Annotated in this window: 13 protein-coding genes; 9 read left to right on the forward strand and 4 right to left on the reverse strand. The window is 63.7% G+C overall.

What is annotated here, in order from left to right:
- Positions 1 to 121 precede the first annotated feature (121 nt).
- The gene (locus tag L0G76_RS00610) at positions 122 to 2,032 is read left to right on the forward strand and encodes an APC family permease (protein WP_304355511.1); all 1,911 of its coding nucleotides are present in this window, start codon (positions 122 to 124) and stop codon (positions 2,030 to 2,032) included.
- A gap of 6 nt (positions 2,033 to 2,038) precedes the next feature.
- Positions 2,039 to 3,352, forward strand: a complete 1,314-nt coding sequence (locus tag L0G76_RS00615) for a class I SAM-dependent RNA methyltransferase (RefSeq protein ID WP_304355497.1) — start codon at positions 2,039 to 2,041, stop codon at positions 3,350 to 3,352.
- A gap of 22 nt (positions 3,353 to 3,374) precedes the next feature.
- Here L0G76_RS00615 and L0G76_RS00620 read toward each other — a convergent pair whose 3' ends face one another.
- Positions 3,375 to 3,566 (reverse strand): hypothetical protein, encoded by a 192-nt coding sequence (locus tag L0G76_RS00620; RefSeq protein ID WP_304355498.1) that lies wholly within the window; start codon positions 3,564 to 3,566, stop codon positions 3,375 to 3,377.
- A 275-nt stretch (positions 3,567 to 3,841) separates the two neighbouring features.
- Between L0G76_RS00620 and acnA the strand changes: the two genes are divergently transcribed.
- Both acnA and dxs read left to right on the forward strand, forming a co-directional pair.
- Positions 3,842 to 6,526 (forward strand): aconitate hydratase AcnA, encoded by a 2,685-nt coding sequence (gene acnA, locus L0G76_RS00625; protein ID WP_304355499.1) that lies wholly within the window; start codon positions 3,842 to 3,844, stop codon positions 6,524 to 6,526.
- A 498-nt stretch (positions 6,527 to 7,024) separates the two neighbouring features.
- Positions 7,025 to 8,965 (forward strand): 1-deoxy-D-xylulose-5-phosphate synthase, encoded by a 1,941-nt coding sequence (dxs, locus tag L0G76_RS00630; protein WP_304355500.1) that lies wholly within the window; start codon positions 7,025 to 7,027, stop codon positions 8,963 to 8,965.
- A gap of 122 nt (positions 8,966 to 9,087) precedes the next feature.
- Here dxs and L0G76_RS00635 read toward each other — a convergent pair whose 3' ends face one another.
- Together L0G76_RS00635 and L0G76_RS00640 are read right to left on the reverse strand one after the other, a co-directional pair.
- On the reverse strand, positions 9,088 to 10,242 hold the full coding sequence (locus tag L0G76_RS00635; RefSeq protein WP_304355501.1) for a ribonuclease D: 1,155 nt from the start codon (positions 10,240 to 10,242) through the stop codon (positions 9,088 to 9,090).
- Between the two features lie 17 nt (positions 10,243 to 10,259).
- On the reverse strand, positions 10,260 to 10,874 hold the full coding sequence (locus L0G76_RS00640; protein ID WP_304355502.1) for a DUF3000 domain-containing protein: 615 nt from the start codon (positions 10,872 to 10,874) through the stop codon (positions 10,260 to 10,262).
- A 200-nt stretch (positions 10,875 to 11,074) separates the two neighbouring features.
- On the opposite strand from L0G76_RS00640, the gene hemE reads away from it, so the two are divergent.
- The 4 genes from hemE (at position 11,075) to L0G76_RS00660 (ending at position 15,258) form a co-directional block, all read left to right on the forward strand.
- On the forward strand, positions 11,075 to 12,121 hold the full coding sequence (gene hemE / locus L0G76_RS00645; protein ID WP_304355503.1) for a uroporphyrinogen decarboxylase: 1,047 nt from the start codon (positions 11,075 to 11,077) through the stop codon (positions 12,119 to 12,121).
- Positions 12,122 to 12,125: 4 nt separating this feature from the next.
- The gene (gene hemG / locus L0G76_RS00650) at positions 12,126 to 13,523 is read left to right on the forward strand and encodes a protoporphyrinogen oxidase (protein WP_304355504.1); all 1,398 of its coding nucleotides are present in this window, start codon (positions 12,126 to 12,128) and stop codon (positions 13,521 to 13,523) included.
- Positions 13,524 to 13,594: 71 nt separating this feature from the next.
- On the forward strand, positions 13,595 to 14,305 hold the full coding sequence (gene hemQ / locus L0G76_RS00655) for a hydrogen peroxide-dependent heme synthase (protein ID WP_304355505.1): 711 nt from the start codon (positions 13,595 to 13,597) through the stop codon (positions 14,303 to 14,305).
- 182 nt (positions 14,306 to 14,487) lie between these two features.
- Positions 14,488 to 15,258: a class I SAM-dependent methyltransferase gene (locus L0G76_RS00660; RefSeq protein ID WP_304355506.1), complete on the forward strand. Its 771-nt coding sequence runs from the start codon at positions 14,488 to 14,490 to the stop codon at positions 15,256 to 15,258.
- A 58-nt stretch (positions 15,259 to 15,316) separates the two neighbouring features.
- Here the strand turns inward: L0G76_RS00660 and L0G76_RS00665 are convergent, their stop codons facing one another.
- A complete protein-coding gene (locus L0G76_RS00665; protein WP_304355507.1) occupies positions 15,317 to 15,592 on the reverse strand; it encodes a hypothetical protein in 276 nt (91 codons plus the stop codon).
- 65 nt (positions 15,593 to 15,657) lie between these two features.
- Between L0G76_RS00665 and L0G76_RS00670 the strand changes: the two genes are divergently transcribed.
- A partial coding sequence (locus L0G76_RS00670; protein WP_304355508.1) for a MarR family winged helix-turn-helix transcriptional regulator occupies positions 15,658 to 16,106 on the forward strand: 449 nt, incomplete at its 3' end.

A 16,106-nucleotide genomic window follows, 5' to 3' on the forward strand; every position in this document is an offset into this window, starting at 1 on the left:
CAGTGATCTACCATTGGTGCACGTGGCCAGCAGTTTTTCTGATGCCGTCAAAAGACTACTCGTTGGACGGCCCTTCCGCAGTGAGGACAGGCGTACGCCGGTGCTGAAGAAGCGCATCGCGATGCCCGTCTTCGCCTCCGACATGCTCTCCTCCGTAGCCTATGCCCCGGACGAGATCCTGCTGGCCCTGTCATTGACATCGCTCGTCGCCCTCACCGTCGCACCCTGGATCGGTGTTGCTGTCGGCGCAGTGATCCTCGTGATCGTCGCCTGCTACCGCATCAACGTCAAGGCCTACCCGTCCGGAGGCGGCGACTACGAGGTCGCGTCGAAGAACCTCGGTCCCCGTGCCGGGCTGGTCGTCGCTGCGGCGCTGTTGGTCGATTATGTGCTGACCCTGGCCGTGTCGATGACAGTCTTCGCCGCGTACATCACGACGGCCTTTCCGCTGCTGGCCCCGTATCGCGTTCCGGTGGCGATCATCGGGATCCTGCTTATCACCCTGGCCGGGTTGCGCGGTTCGCGTGCCACCCCGGTGATTCTCGCGATCCCGACCTACCTGTTCCTGGGTGCCGTCTTCCTCACCATGTGCGTGGGTCTGCTGCGGGTCGGTGCCGGAGACATCCCACAGGCGGAGACCGCCGATTACACCGTCGTCCATACCGGAATCCAAGACGAGGCCACGCTCGGGCTGGCGACGGTCCTGATCGTCCTGCGCGCCTTCTCCTCCGGCTCTGTGGCTTTGGCCGGTGTGCAGACGGTGGCCACTGCAGTGCCCGCATTCAAGAAGCCGCGCGGGAAGAATGCCGGCAACACCCTCCTGCTGTCGGGCCTGTTGGCGGCGCTGATGCTCACGGGCCTGACCTATCTGGCATCCGTGACCGGCATCAAATACGTCGACGACCCGCATCTCTACCTGGTCAGACCCGATGGCAGCGCGGTCAGCGCCGAATACGAGCAGGAACCCGTGCTCGCGCAGCTGGCGCACGCGATCTTCGACAACGCACCCGTGATGTTCTACTGCGTCGTGCTTGTCGCGGCCCTCGTGCTCATCGTCGCCGCGAACACTGCGGTCGAGGGATTCCCCGGCCTCGCCTCTCGGCTGGCACGCGACGGATTCCTGCCCAGGCAGCTGGCGACCAAGGGCGACCGGCTGACGTTCTCCAACGGCATCCTGCTCCTGGCCTTTGCAGCGATCCTGCTCGTCATAGCGACGCGGGCCTCTGCGACGACCCTGATCCAGCTCTATCTCGTCGGTGTCTTCGCGAGCTTCGTCGTCGGCCAGGCGGGCATGGTCCTGCACTGGAACAAGCGCCTGCGCTTGGTCATCGACTCGAAGGCGCGCGTGCGGATGCACATCAATCGCCTCGTCAACGGGGCCGGCTGCATCATCGCCTCGGGCGTGCTGCTCGTCGTCATCGTCTCCAAGTTCCTTGCCGGCGCCTGGCTCGCGGTCGCGGCGATGGCAGGACTCTACCTGGTGATGGGCGCCATCCATCGCCACTACTCCCGCGTCGCCCGGGAACTCGCCCCGGAGGCCGACGGGGGATCGCGCACGATCCCGTCGAACACCCACGCGATCGTCGTCGTCAATGAGATCAACAAGCCGACTCTGCGAGCCCTGTCCTATGCCCGGGTGACCCGCTCCAGCCAGCTCGAAGCCATCACCGTGGCCGTCGACGAGGACTCTGCGAGCGCGCTGCAACGGCAGTGGAACGATATGTCGCTGCCCGTGCCGCTGACGGTCCTCGACTCGCCCTACCGGGAGTTGGTCCGGCCCCTGCTGGCTCATGTTCTCGCGATCCGCCGCAGATCCCCGCGCGACCTCGTCATCGTCTACATACCCCAGTACATCGTGGGACGCTGGTGGGAACACATCCTCCACAACCAAGTAGCCTTGAAGCTGCGCACTCGTCTGCTGCTGGTCCCCAATGTCGTCGTGGTCTCAGTGCCGTGGCGACTGCGTTCCTTCTCCCGGCAGTACGGCGGCGATGGCCCCGAGAACGACAATCCACTGTACAGACAGGCTTGAACACCGATGAGCGCACCTTCTGCCGAAGAGATCCCGGCCATGGATCTGACCCTGCACGTCGAGAGCCCGGCCGCCGGCGGCAGCAGCATCGCCCGCCACGAGGGGCAGGTTGTCTTCGTCACCGGGGCGATTCCGGGGGAGACCGTCCGCGCCCGCACCGAAGCGGGGACGGCGGCAAAATTCCTGCGCGCCGACGTCACCGAGGTGCTTGAGGCCTCAGAGTTCCGTGTTCCCGACCGTCGTTCACGGTTCCTCGCCGACGATGCCGGTGACCGGCAGCTCTTCGGCGGGATGGAGTTCGCCCACGTCGACCTCGCCCACAGTCGTGACCTCAAGGCCGAAGTCCTGCGCGATCAGCTCTTACGCATCGGCCACATCGACCGCGGCGTCGACGTCGCGGCCGCACCAGGGGAGAGCACCGGGCTGAATTGGCGGACCCGGGTGCAGATGGCCGTCGACGGCACGGGTCGACTGGGCATGCTGGCACCGCGCTCTCACGATGTCGTGCCGCTGGCCTCGGCTCCGCTGGCAACGTCTGCCATCGCCGAGGTGGCCCTGTCCTCGCTGCGCCTGCCCGGTGCCGATCGACTTGAGTTCGCCTGGGCCGGGGATCACGGAGCCGTGATCGTGCGCGGCAGATGCGATCCGGCCGCGCTCACAGACCTCGCGCAGACTCTGCCCTCGCAGTGGTCAGTCCTCGCGGATACGCGAAACGGCACCGGCCGCAAGGGCGCTGGAGCCACGGGCGGACACACGAAGCTGGCCGTGGTCAGGGGAGAGGACCAACTGATCGAAGAGGTCTCCGGGCGCAACTACCGGGTCGCTGCCGATGGGTTCTGGCAGGTCCATGAACAGGCTCCACAGCTGCTGAGCGCGCAGGTCAACTCCGCGCTCGATGATCAGACACGGGTGATCACGGACCTCTACTGCGGTGTGGGGCTGTTGGGGATCAGCGCCGCTTCCGCCACCGGCGCGGGTCTCTACGGGGTCGAGGGCGCGAAATCAGCGATCGAGAACGCCAAGGTGAACGCCAAGGGCCTCAACGCGAACTTCGACTCCTCCCGGGCAGATCGCGCGAGGATTCCGAAGTCGGACGTCATCATCCTCGACCCGCCGCGTTCCGGTGCCGGCAAAGCGGTCACGCGAGCGCTGCTCGAATCGAGCGCGACGACGATCGTCTACGTCTCCTGCGACGCCGCAACCCTGGCACGGGACCTCGCGGTACTGGTCGGCGGAGGGTTCGCGATCGAGAGCCTGTCCGGCTTCGACCTGTTCCCGCTCACCGCTCACCTGGAAACGGTCACCGTCCTCAGGAGGTGATCGGGTCGCAACGTCGGGGCCCTCAGGCGCGCACCCTCTGCGGGAGCAGAATGAGGACGATAAGGGCGATGAAGGTGGTGAGGAATCCCCACAGTCCCCACCATCCTGAGGAGCGGCCCTTCTCGCTTGCCAGGGAGCGACAGATGACGGCGAAGATGATGCCGACGAGGAGTGCGCCGAACCCGAATCCAGCGCCGAGGGTGAACGGGTCCATGAAAGCTCCTTGTTCGCAGCTGCTGATGTGACTCCAGATTAGGGACGTCGAATGCTGATTCGCGCTGGAGTTGTCCGGACTCTCACGTAGGGAAAACCTGATTCTCCGTTCACCGACAGGCCAGCCTCCGAAGGTGGTCAAGGGCAGGCAAATGAGATAGAATTTATCTTGACGTCAAGATACTTTTGGAAACAATTGTGTCGCGTAAATCGGTGCGCGGCTCACGGGCTTGCCCGGTTTCTTGGATGAGTGTCGGATGAGACAGGAGAATCACGATGAGCAACGTCGATACGTTCAAATCGAAGAGCACCCTGACCGTAGGCGAAACGGATTATGAGATCTATCGCCTGGATCAGGTCCCAGGGTCGCAGAAGCTTCCATTCAGCCTCAAGGTGCTGATGGAGAATCTGCTGCGCACTGAAGACGGTGCGAATATCACTTCGGAGCATATCGAAGCCCTCGGCAGCTGGGACCCCAGTGCCGAACCGGCTACGGAAATTCAGTTCACCCCCGCCCGCGTGGTCATGCAGGACTTCACCGGCGTGCCCTGCATCGTCGACCTCGCGACAATGCGCGAGAAGGTCGTCGAGCTCGGTGGCACGCCGGACCAGGTCAACCCGCTGGCTCCGGCGGAGCTGGTCATCGACCACTCGGTCCAGATCGACAACTTCGGCACCGCCGAAGCCATCGAACTCAACATGGACATGGAGTACAAGCGCAACGGTGAGCGCTACCAGTTCCTGCGCTGGGGACAGACCGCCTTCGACGACTTCAAGGTCGTTCCTCCAGGCATGGGCATCGTCCACCAGGTCAACATCGAACACCTCGCGCGCGTCGTCATGCCGCGTGAGGTCGACGGTGTGCTCCGCGCCTACCCGGACACTCTGGTCGGCACCGATTCCCACACCACCATGGTCAACGGCCTCGGTGTGCTCGGGTGGGGCGTCGGCGGCATCGAGGCCGAGGCAGCCATGCTCGGCCAGCCCGTCTCGATGCTCATCCCTCGCGTCGTCGGCTTCAAGCTGACCGGCGAGATCCCGTCCGGCGTGACCGCGACCGACGTCGTGCTCACGATCACCGATATGCTCCGCCAGCACGGAGCAGTCGGAAAGTTCGTCGAGTTCTACGGCGAGGGCGTGGCCTCGGTGCCGTTGGCCAACCGCGCCACGATCGGCAACATGAGCCCCGAATTCGGTTCGACCGCCGCGATCTTCCCGATCGACGAGGTCACCATCGACTATATGAAGCTCACCGGCCGTTCGGCCGAGCAGATCCAGTTGGTTGAGGACTACGCCAAGGCGCAGGGTCTGTGGCACGATCCCAGCAACGAAGTCGAGTACTCGGAGTACCTCGAGCTCGATCTCTCCAGCGTCGTGCCTTCGATCTCAGGACCGAAGCGCCCGCAGGACCGCATCGAACTCTCCGACGCGAAGAACCAGTTCGCCAAGGACATCCACAACTACTCTCAGCCCGGCGAAGAGAACAAGTCGGCTTCCGTCACCACCGGCGACGGCGCCAATTTCGAACTGGCCAACGGTGCCGTGGCGATCGCCTCGATCACATCGTGCACCAACACCTCGAACCCCTCGGTGATGCTGGCAGCAGGCCTCCTGGCTCGCAACGCCCGGCAGCGCGGACTCAACTCCAAGCCCTGGGTCAAGACCTCCATCGCTCCGGGGTCGAAGGTCGTCACCGAGTACTACAAGAAGGCGAACCTCATCGAGGATCTCGAGGCTCTCAACTTCTTCGTCGTCGGCTACGGCTGCACCACCTGCATCGGCAACTCCGGACCGCTTGACTCTGATATCTCTCAGAGCATCCAGGACAACGATCTCGCCGTCAGCGCAGTCCTGTCCGGCAACCGCAACTTCGAGGGCCGCATCAGCCCCGATGTGAAGATGAACTACCTCGCCTCGCCTCCGCTGGTCATCGCCTATGCTCTGGCGGGAACCATGGACTTCGACTTCGAGAACCAGCCCCTGGGCCAGGACTCGGAAGGCGTCGATGTCTACCTCAAGGACCTGTGGCCATCGCCGGAAGAGGTCGAGTCGGTCATCTCGTCCTCGATCTCGACCGATATGTTCGACGAGGAATACGGCCGCATCTTCGAAGGTGACGACCGCTGGAAGGCGCTGCAGACACCGGAAGGTGCGATCTTCGAGTGGGACGATCAGTCGACCTACGTGCGTAAACCCACCTTCTTCGACGGAATGGGCCTGGAAGCAGAGCCCGTTTCCGACATCAAGGGTGCACGCGTGCTCGCGAAGCTCGGCGATTCGGTCACAACAGACCACATCTCGCCTGCTGGTTCCTTCAAGGCCGACACCCCGGCCGGCAAGTACCTCATCGAGCACGGCGTCGAGCGCAAGGATTTCAACTCCTTCGGCTCGCGTCGCGGCAACCACGAGGTGATGATCCGCGGCACGTTCGCGAACATCCGCCTGCAGAACCAGCTCCTCGACGGAGTCCAGGGTGGTTTCACCCGCGACTTCACTCAGGAGGGCGGTCCGCAGACCTCGATCTTCGACGCTTCCGTGAACTACGCGGAAGCCGAGACTCCGCTGGTCATCCTCGGCGGCAAGGAATACGGGTCGGGATCCTCGCGCGACTGGGCTGCCAAGGGCACGAAACTGCTCGGCGTCGAAGCCGTCATCACGGAGAGCTTCGAGCGCATCCACCGCTCGAACCTCATCGGCATGGGCGTTATGCCGCTGCAGTTCCCCGCTGGTGAATCTGCTGAGTCGCTGGGCCTCGATGGCACAGAGACCTTCGCGATCTCCGGAATCACGGAGCTCAATGAAGGCACCACTCCGAAGACCGTCAAGGTCTCGGCGGCGAAGGAGGACGGAACCACCGTCGACTTCGACGCAGTTGTGCGCATCGACACCCCGGGTGAAGCCGATTATTACCGCAACGGCGGCATCCTGCAGTACGTGCTGCGGCAGCTTGCAACCGCTTGATCCGGATCCGTCGTCTCAGCGACGACGCCTTTGATCGGCGACTTGCTGATCGACCGCGTGTCTGATCGATATCCGATCCATCGCTGTCAGCACTGATCGACGAAGGCCGGTGGGTTCGTCCCGCCGGCCTTCGTCATCCCCGGATGTTCTCAGCCTTGGTGCGTGTGCGTCCAGGGCATACGGCAAGCGCCACGTCCTCCCTTCGCGGCTGATGTTCACCATTGCCCCCAACTCAGACCTTTGGCTATGCAATGTTCGCCGTTGGTGCCTCAAACAACCTCTGCAGGGGTTGTTGTTGCGAGCAACGGTGCCAGGTGCCGCCGGGGAGTGCTCGTGGCGGAGATGAGAGACGCCAGCCACCTCACTCCTGTGGATCCAGACACACTCGGTGTTCGCTGAACTCGGGGGAGGGCGAACTCTGCGCCATGAAGCGTTAGGATGATGCGAGCGGAAATTGCAGTACAGGACCATCTATTTTGCATTCAGGAGCGAGGCCGAATGACATTCCTCGAGTCGATCAACTCGCCATCACAGCTGCGTGATCTCGATGACGCCGAATGCGAAGTGCTGGCGAAGGAGATCAGGGACTATCTGGTGACCACGGTCGCCGGTACAGGCGGACACCTCGGCCCCAACCTCGGCGTGGTCGAACTCACGCTCGGACTGCACCGCATCTTCGAATCTCCACACGACACCGTTCTCTTCGACGTCGGCCATCAGACCTACGTGCACAAACTCCTCACCGGTCGGATGGAGGACTTCTCAAGCCTGCGCCAGCGTGACGGCCTCTCGGGATACCCCAGCAGGGCCGAGAGCGAACACGACGTGATCGAGAACTCCCACGCCTCAGCATCACTGTCGTGGGCCGACGGAATCGCCAAGGCCCATCAGCTCAAGGGGGAGAGCGACCGACATGTCGTCGCCGTCATCGGCGACGGGGCACTGACCGGCGGAATGGCCTGGGAAGCGCTGAACACGATTGCGGCCGACAAATCGACTCCACCGCGCAAGCTCATCATCGTCGTCAACGACAATGGCCGCTCCTACGCGCCGACGGTCGGCGGGTTCGCCGAGCACCTCGACGAGCTGCGCATCACCTCGGGCTACGAGAAGCTGCTGTCCTGGGGAAAGTCGACTCTGCAGCAGTCGGGTGCACCGGGACGAGCCGCGTACAGCGCCATCCACGGGGTCAAGCGAGGTCTCAAAGACATGGTCAGCGCAGAGCAGGCCGGAATGTTCGACGAACTCGGAATCAAATACCTCGGACCGGTCGACGGGCACGACCTGCCGACCGTTGAGAAGGCATTCCAGCGGGCCAAGCAATATGACGGCGGACCCGTCATCGTGCACATGATCACCCAGAAGGGACAGGGCTACGACCCGGCTCTCAACGATGACGCCGATCAGTTCCACTCCGTCGGCGTCATCGACCCGCGGACGGGCAAGTCCACCCCTTCGAAGCAGACCTCATGGACGTCCGTCTTCGGCCAAGAGGTTGTGCAGCTGGCACAATCGCGTGATGACATCGTCGCCGTCACCGCGGCAATGCTGCTGCCCGTGGGGCTCGCGAAGTTCGCCGAGGCGTACCCGGAGCGGGTCTTCGACGTCGGCATCGCCGAACAGCACGCCGTGGCATCCGCGGCGGGACTCTCCTATGGCGGCCTGCACCCTATCGTGTGTCTCTATGCGACGTTCCTCAACCGTGCCTTCGATCAGCTGCTCATGGACGTCGCCCTGCACGGCCAGGGAGTCACCTTCGTCCTCGACCGAGCCGGGATCACCGGACCCGATGGCGCCAGCCACCACGGTATCTGGGACATGGCGATGCTGCGGATCGTGCCCGGTCTAAAGCTCGCAGCTCCTCGTGATGCCGCCCGGCTGACGGAGGAACTGGCCGAAGCCGTCGCCGTCGAGGACGCACCGACCGTGATCCGGTTCCCCCGCGGAAGCGTGGGCGCGGACATTCCGGCGGTGCGCCGCCTCGAGGATGGCGTCGACGTTCTGCAGGAGGTGCCGGCAGGTGCTTCCAAGGACGTGCTCATCGTCTCCGTCGGGCCGTTCGCCGGACGCGCTCAGGAAGTGGCCGAGGATTTGGCCGAACAGGGCATCGCCTCGACGATCATCGACCCGCGTTGGGTGCTGCCCGTGCCAGGCAGTGTCATCGACATGGCGATTGAGCACAGTCTTGTGGCCGTGATCGAAGACGGCGTGAAGATCGGCGGAATCGGTTCGCAGATCCGCAGCGATCTGCGGGCTGCCGACTCACGCATCGGAGTCCTCGAGCTCGGAGCTCCGGATGAGTTCCTACCGCAGGGCACCCGCGACGAGATCCTCGAATATGCGGGACTCGACGTGGCCACGATGGTGTCCGAGATCGTCCATATTCTGCCTGCAGAAGTCAGGAATCGAGCTCAGCAGGGTTCGCGCAGAGCTGTCTGACTCGCCAGAGGAATCTGCCACTCTGCGCCATCAGACAGTCTCAGGCCCTCGAACAGAGGCCCACGCCGTGGCAGGCGGCCCCACGCCGTGGGCAGGAGACCTCAGGCTGTGGGCAGGCGACCTCAGGCTGCGGGCAGAGACTCCAACGTGTCCTTGAGTACGGGCGCACTCAATTCGACCTGCCACTGCCTGGCACCTCGCTCGACGAGGAACTCCTCGACGTCGACCCGTGGCTGGGCTCCGAGCGCCTTGACGATGGCAGGCTGGAGCAGCACGTCGTGAGGAATCGCATGTGCTTCGGCCAGCTCTGCCATCGCAGCCTTGAGCGCGGCGACTCTGTCCTTGAGGTCTGTGTGGCTGAAGGGCGTCCGCGCCTGCACCGCCTTCGCATCCTTCCGCAGCGGCAGCTCGTCGACCGTGAGCCGAGTCGCTTTGCGGTAGGCCCGAAAGAGCCGACCGGCGTCCGCACGGGAAAGCTTGGGCCACGTCGCCATGACGTCATCGCTCGAATGCAGCCGAGATTGGGCCAGGGCGACAAGATCACGATCGCGCAGAACGCGAGACGGCGCAATATCGGCTTCGGCGCCCATGGCATCACGAGCAGTCCACAGTTCCCGCACCTTGGCGATGTCCCTGCGTGACTTGAGTTTGGTCAATCCGTGGGTTCGGCGCCAGGGCTCGTCGTAGTGCTTGGGCTGGAAGTCGAGGAGATTCTCGAATTCCTGCCGTGCGAATTCCCATTTATCGGCTTCGATGAGCAATTCGTGGAGAATATCGCGAATGGGCAGCAGGACCTCGACGTCCAGTGCGGCATAGTTGAGCCATTCTTTCGGCAACGGTCGCTTCGACCAATCGGCCGCGGAATGCTCCTTGGCCAGGCGGATTCCGAGAGTCCTTTCCGCCACAGCCGCCAGACCGAACTTCTCCCACCCGAGCATCCGTGCCGCGAGTTCGGTGTCGAAGAGCACCTTCGGGCGCATGCCCCGCTCCTGCAGACAGGGCAGGTCCTGAGTCACGGAGTGAATGACCCATTCGTCTTCGCCGAATGAGGAATTGAGCGGACTGAGGTCCGCGAGCACTTCCGAGTCGAGGAGGACGGTGCCGGCACCCGATCGTCTCAACTGCACCAGAAACGCGCGTTGGCCGTATCTGATGCCCGAAGCACGTTCGGCATCGATGGCGATGGGGCCGGATCCGTGCGCGAGCTCTCGACAGGCCATGGAGAATTCGTCCGAGGTGTCGATGAGGGGCGGGACGCCGTGAGCGGGTGTGGCCAAGAGCGGTAGTTCGGATGTCATCGACGTCGCCCGGGCAGGGCTGAAACTCCTTCAGGAAGCGGTGGCAGTCCGGCAACTGTGCACAGCAGATCGATCCATGCTTCGAAGTGATCGCCGATCAGTTCCGGTTCCGCGATCACGGGGGTCCATGAAGCGCGCAGCTCCAAGTCTATCGTGGACGGTCGGTCGGCAAGAGTGCCGAAACTCTCCGAGAGCACACGGGTGGTTGTGCCACCGGCGGCGGCGACGTCGCAGTCATTGGCTTCGAGGGCTTCCTCGAGCCAGGTCCAGGCGACAGGGCCGAGCATCGTCTCGTTGCCGAGCTCATGTTCGAGCTCGGCACGGATGTAGGACACGACTCGGAACTGGCCCTCCCATTCATCGGGGGAGCTGGGGTCGTAGAGGACGACGATGCGGCCGGTGGCCAATTCGTCGATCGCCTCACCACTGGCACGCAGAAAGGTGTCATCGGCGCTGACTTCAGCACCCAGAGCATAGGAGTACGGAGCCAAGCGGGCAGGCGCCGGTATTTCCGAGATCGAGACGTTGTTCGTGTTCCGAGCTTCGCGCAGAACCGAGGTCACGACGGAGAACTCCGACGGAATGCGATTGAGAGGTGAGGTGTTGACCACACTCGCCACGATAGATCAGGCCACGGTGGAGGTGAACCGTCCACGCCGACGCGGGACGAAGAGATTTCGCTCCAGACCTCCCACGGCCTCCCCTCAGGATCCCGCGGGCCTGCCGCCAGGACGAGTCTGCCGCCAAGACACAGCGTCTTGAAACCGGAACCCGGTGGGCAGCGATCCGTCCGGGGTGGGAGGATGGGGGCATGACATCAACCTTGTTGCCCGCCCTGCGCGGAGAGCCGATTGCGCACACTCCGGTCTGGTTCATGCGGCAGGCCGGCCGATCCCTTCCCGAATATCGCAAGCTGCGTGCGGGCACTGCGATGCTCGATGCCTGCCGTGACCCGGAGCTCGTCTCGGAGATCACGTGTCAGCCGGTGCGTCGCCATGGTGTGGACGCCGCCATCTTCTTCTCCGACATCGTGGTGCCGCTGCAGGCAGCCGGCGTCGATGTCGAGATCGTCCCCGGCACAGGACCCGTGATCGCGAACCCGATCCGCAGCCGTTCCGACGTCGAAGCGCTGCCCGGGCTCGAGCCGGATCAGATCCCCGACATCGCGGAATCCATCGGCCGGATCCGCGAAGAGCTGGGCCAGGCGACTCCGCTCATCGGCTTCGCAGGCGCGCCGTTCACGCTGGCCAGCTATCTCATCGAGGGTGGGCCGAGCAAGAACCATGAGAAGACCAAATCCCTCATGGCCTCCGAACCGGAGACCTTCTCCCTGCTGCTGAGCAAGCTCGCTCGGATCTCCTCGACATTCCTCGACGTTCAGCTGGGCGCCGGAGCCTCCGCGTTCCAACTCTTCGACTCCTGGGCCGGATACCTGTCCCGACGTGACTACGAAGCCCACGTCCTCGAACACTCCACCTCGGTCTTCGAATCGCTGCGCCACCACGAGGTCCCGAGCATTCACTTCGGTGTCCAGACCGGTGAGCTCCTGGCTTCCATGTCACGCGCCGGCTCCACAGCCGTCGGCGTCGACTTCCGCGTCGACCTGACCGATGCCTCGACACGAGTGCAGCCGGGGCAGCCGCTGCAGGGCAACCTCGATCCGGCATTGCTCTTCGCTCCATGGGAAGCGCTAGCGCCACGGATCGAGGAGATCGTGAGACAGGGCCTCGAACATGAGGCAGGCTTCGTCTTCAACCTCGGTCACGGTGTCCTTCCCGACACGGACCCGGACGTGCCCGGACGGATCGTGGACGAAGTCCACCGCGTCTCCGAAGAGATCCTGGCCGCACGGGGCTGAGGCGATGAGTCACATCACGATCGTCGGGGGAGGCATCTCCGGTCTCGTCACCGCCTATCGCCTTGTCCCCGACCATCAGGTCACTGTTCTCGAAGCCGGGCCCCGCCTCGGCGGGTGCCTGAACTCGACGACTCTGGACGGGGCAGTGCCGGTCGGTTTGGACACCGGTGCCGAGGCCAGCCTGTACCGGCGCAGGGAGACGAAGGACCTTGCCGCAGAACTGGGCTTGGACGTGGAGTTCCCCTCTGCTGCGCACAGTTCTCGAGTCTTCTCGGGTGGACAGCTCCAGGCGATTCCCAAACGCACTGTGATGGGTGTGCCAGGGGATGCGGCCGAGGTCAGAGACCTTCTGGGTGCGGCAGCCAGCGACCGGATCGCGCACGAGGTCATTACGCCGGCGATCGCCGGTGAGGATACGTCGTTGGGAGATTTCCTGACAGACCGCCTCGGCGCGGATATCGTCGATACGCTCATCGATCCGCTGCTCGGGGGAGTGTATGCAGGACGATGCCGAGACCTGTCATTGGCCTCCACCGTGCCCGCTCTGCTGCCGGCTGCAGTGGAGGGGACCTCGGTGCTCGAACTTGTTCAGAGTCTCCTCGCCGCGCGTGATGCACAGTCTGCGGCGCGGACAGATGGCCAGGACCCGGAACCGGTATTCATGAGCCTCGTCGGCGGGATCAATCGCCTGGTCTCGGTGCTCGAGGAGCACATCCGCTCCCACGGCGGTACGATCCGCACCGGCACGCACGTGAGGTCCGTGCACTCCGACAACGGCCGCTGGACCGTGGGCACCGACGACTCCACCGTCGAATCCGAGGCCCTCGTGCTGGCCACCCCTGCACACGTGACGAAGGACCTCATCGCCGAGGCGGCTCCTGAGTCCGCATCGATGCTGGCTTCCGTGCCCTATGCGACCACCGCGTTGATCCCGGCTCTCATCGAGATCGGGGATGGGGAGCTCGAAGGATCCGGATTCCTAGTCCCGCCGACGGAGAAGTCATTCATCAAGGCCTCGACGTTCGTGTCGAACAAGTGGCCGTGGCTGCGGGAACGCATTCCCGAGGGCACCGCTGTGATCAGAATGAGCATCGGCCGCTACGGGGACGGGCCCGGGGGGTGGCAGGACTGCGATGACGAACAGCTCATCGCACGTGCCTTCGAGGACTGGCAGAGGATCAGCGGTCGAGGATCGGACCGACTCATCGCGGCCGAGACCCACCGGTGGGAACGTGCTCTGCCGCAGTACCTGCCAGGGCACGGCGAAACGGTCGCGAGAATCGATGAGGAGATCGCCGGCATCGACGGCCTTGAACTGGCAGGTTCTGCCTATTTCGGTGTGGGCATCCCCGCATGCATCGACCGTGCCGAGACCGTCGTTGCGAGAATCACATCCACCTGAGGATGATCACCGAGAACTGACCACCGAAACACCGTGCGCAAGCACCGACGTACACAGAAGAAGGAGCAGGAATGAGCGAATACTCCAAGCCCAGCGAGGAGCAGATCGAACAGGCGAACAGCGAGACGCGTTATATCGCGTATTCGGTATTCGCTTCGGCAGGAGAATTGGGTGATGCCGATCGTGCCGAGCTGGCTGACGAAGTTCATGCGTCTCTGGCCCCGTTGAAGGACCAGGGCCTCGTCGTGCGCGGCATTTACGACGTCTCCGCCCTGCGCGCGGATGCCGATGTGATGTTCTGGTGGCATGCGCCGACCATCGAGCTCGTCCAGGCCGCCTATTCGGCAGTGCGTCGCAGCATGCTGGGCGGAGTCCTCGAACCGATCTGGTCGGTTGTGGGACTGCACCGTCCGGCCGAATTCAACAAGGCGCACCTCCCGGCGCTGCTGACAGACGACGAGCCGGGCAAGTACATCTGCGTGTACCCCTTCGTGCGCTCCTATGACTGGTATCTCCTCGATCCGGCGGAGCGTTCGAAGATGCTGCGCGACCATGGCATGGCCGCCGCTGGCTACAAGGACATCAAGGCCAATACGATCGCCTCATTCGCCCTCGGCGACTACGAATGGCTGCTGGCCTTCGAAGCCCCTGAGCTTCATCGCATCGTCGACCTCATGCGCGATCTTCGCAACACCGAGGCACGTCTGCACGTGCGCGAAGAAGTCCCGTTCTACACCGGACCGCTTCGCGAGCTCGTCGACATCATCACCGACTGGCGCTGATCTCGACGCCGAGGCGCTGCCTATCGCCGACTGGCGCTGAGCATGACCGTGGGGCCGCGGCAGGGCTCATCGCCTCGTCGCGGCCCCGCTTGCTGCACAGGAGGTTCGCTGTCTGGGAGGCCCGCTCATGCACCAGTGCTGTCAGGGCAGGACCGAGCCGGTGGCTCGGATAGCCTGTGAGCATGACGACCGCAGGTGGATCGGCCGGAGACGCCGATTACGCCATGATCGGATCAGGCTACCGTCAGTACAGGCGCCCAGAGCCGGAATTCGAACGCGCGATCCTGACTGCGCTCGGTCACGCTCGGCGGGTGGTCAACGTCGGCGCTGGAGCCGGATCCTACGAACCTGACAACCGTGAGGTCACAGCTGTCGAACCCTCGGCCACGATGCGAGCGCAACGGCGCGCTCACCAAGCACCGGCCATCGACGCCAGCGCAGAATCGCTGCCGTTCGCCGATGGTTCCTTCGACGCGGCTCTGTCGACGTTCTCGATCCACCAATGGCAGAACCTTGAGGCCGGTCTGCATGAGATGCGCAGGGTCTCTCGTGGGCCCGTTGTCATCATGACTTGTGATCCTGTGCAGGTTGGGAAGTTCTGGCTCAGGGAATTCGCGCCGGAAGTGATCGAGACCGAAGCCAGGCGATATCCGAGTCTCAAGCGAATCCAAGCGTGTCTTGGCGGCACTGTCGAGATCGAGACGCTGCCGATTCCCTTCGCCTGTGCCGACGGTTTCGCTGAGGCCTATTTCGGTCGACCGGAGATGTTCCTTGACCACGGAGCTCGCAAGGCGAACTCCGCGTGGAGCTTCGTCTCAGAGGATTCGGCGCTTCGCTCGGTCGAGCGCCTGCGACGCAGCCTGGACGATGGTCGGTGGGACGAAGAGCACGGCGCGCTGCGGAGGTCCTCGCACTTCGAGGGATCCTTGGTCCTGATCAGAGCAGAGGACTGAGCCGGTCGCAGAACACAGATCTCAGCCGGTCAGAGGGTTGGGAAGGCCAGCAGAATGGTCACTCGGGTTTCTTCTTCTCGACCACATAGGAATGGCCATTGGCATCCGTGCGCATCTCCAGACCCATGGCGTCGAGTCGCTCGTGTCGCAGGTGCTCATTCTCGTAGTAGCCGCCAGGCCGCGAATTGTCGACGTGTGCAGGCCCGACGATCTTGCGAAAGAAGCGGTTGAGCCAGGCAACGCGCCGTTGGGGGTCCTTCGGGTCTGACATGCGAGTCCATTCGGGGGTGATGAGCCGGGCACGTGGTGCTCGGCTGAGGCGATCACGATACATCCAGTGTACACTAATCATTAGTGCACTAATTGATTGGTCATTCTCGCTGAAGGGACACGATGCCAATGTCGAGCGCTCACGATCCGCTGGCTCTGGAGAGTCAGGTCTGCTTTGCCTTGGCGATCGCCTCACGGGGAGTGATCTCCGCCTACCGTTCCGTGCTCGAACCCATTCATCTCACTCACCCTCAGTACCTGGTCATGTTGGCGCTGTGGCAGCACGAGACGCTGTCGGTGAGGAAGATCGCCGACATGCTGCGCCTCGAAGCCGCAACGGTATCGCCCCTGATCAAGAGACTCGAAGCTTTGGACTACGTGGAGAAGCGGCGGAATGCCCACGATGAGCGCGTCGTCGAAGTCTCATTGACCGCCACCGGTGCGAAGCTGCGGGAAACGGCAGAAGCGATCCCGGGGCAGATGATGGCCAAGCTCGATATGGGCGAGGCAGATCTGCGCGATCTGCACTCGACGATGACACGGATCATCGCCGCGGTCGACGCCTCCAACGCCGACAG

This window comes from Brevibacterium picturae (assembly GCF_030453725.1).
Classification (GTDB): Bacteria; Actinomycetota; Actinomycetes; order Actinomycetales; family Brevibacteriaceae; genus Brevibacterium; species Brevibacterium sandarakinum_A.

Bases quoted from the DNA above. Each gene is read 5' to 3' on its own strand.
- L0G76_RS00610 (WP_304355511.1), top strand. From the start codon at position 122: ATGCCCGTCTTCGCCTCCGACATGCTCTCCTCCGTAGCCTATGCCCCG.
- L0G76_RS00615 (WP_304355497.1), top strand. From the start codon at position 2,039: ATGAGCGCACCTTCTGCCGAAGAGATCCCGGCCATGGATCTGACCCTG.
- L0G76_RS00620 (WP_304355498.1), bottom strand. From the start codon at position 3,566: ATGGACCCGTTCACCCTCGGCGCTGGATTCGGGTTCGGCGCACTCCTC.
- acnA (WP_304355499.1), top strand. From the start codon at position 3,842: ATGAGCAACGTCGATACGTTCAAATCGAAGAGCACCCTGACCGTAGGC.
- dxs (WP_304355500.1), top strand. From the start codon at position 7,025: ATGACATTCCTCGAGTCGATCAACTCGCCATCACAGCTGCGTGATCTC.
- hemE (WP_304355503.1), top strand. From the start codon at position 11,075: ATGACATCAACCTTGTTGCCCGCCCTGCGCGGAGAGCCGATTGCGCAC.
- hemG (WP_304355504.1), top strand. From the start codon at position 12,126: ATGAGTCACATCACGATCGTCGGGGGAGGCATCTCCGGTCTCGTCACC.
- hemQ (WP_304355505.1), top strand. From the start codon at position 13,595: ATGAGCGAATACTCCAAGCCCAGCGAGGAGCAGATCGAACAGGCGAAC.
- L0G76_RS00660 (WP_304355506.1), top strand. From the start codon at position 14,488: ATGACGACCGCAGGTGGATCGGCCGGAGACGCCGATTACGCCATGATC.
- L0G76_RS00665 (WP_304355507.1), bottom strand. From the start codon at position 15,592: ATGTATCGTGATCGCCTCAGCCGAGCACCACGTGCCCGGCTCATCACC.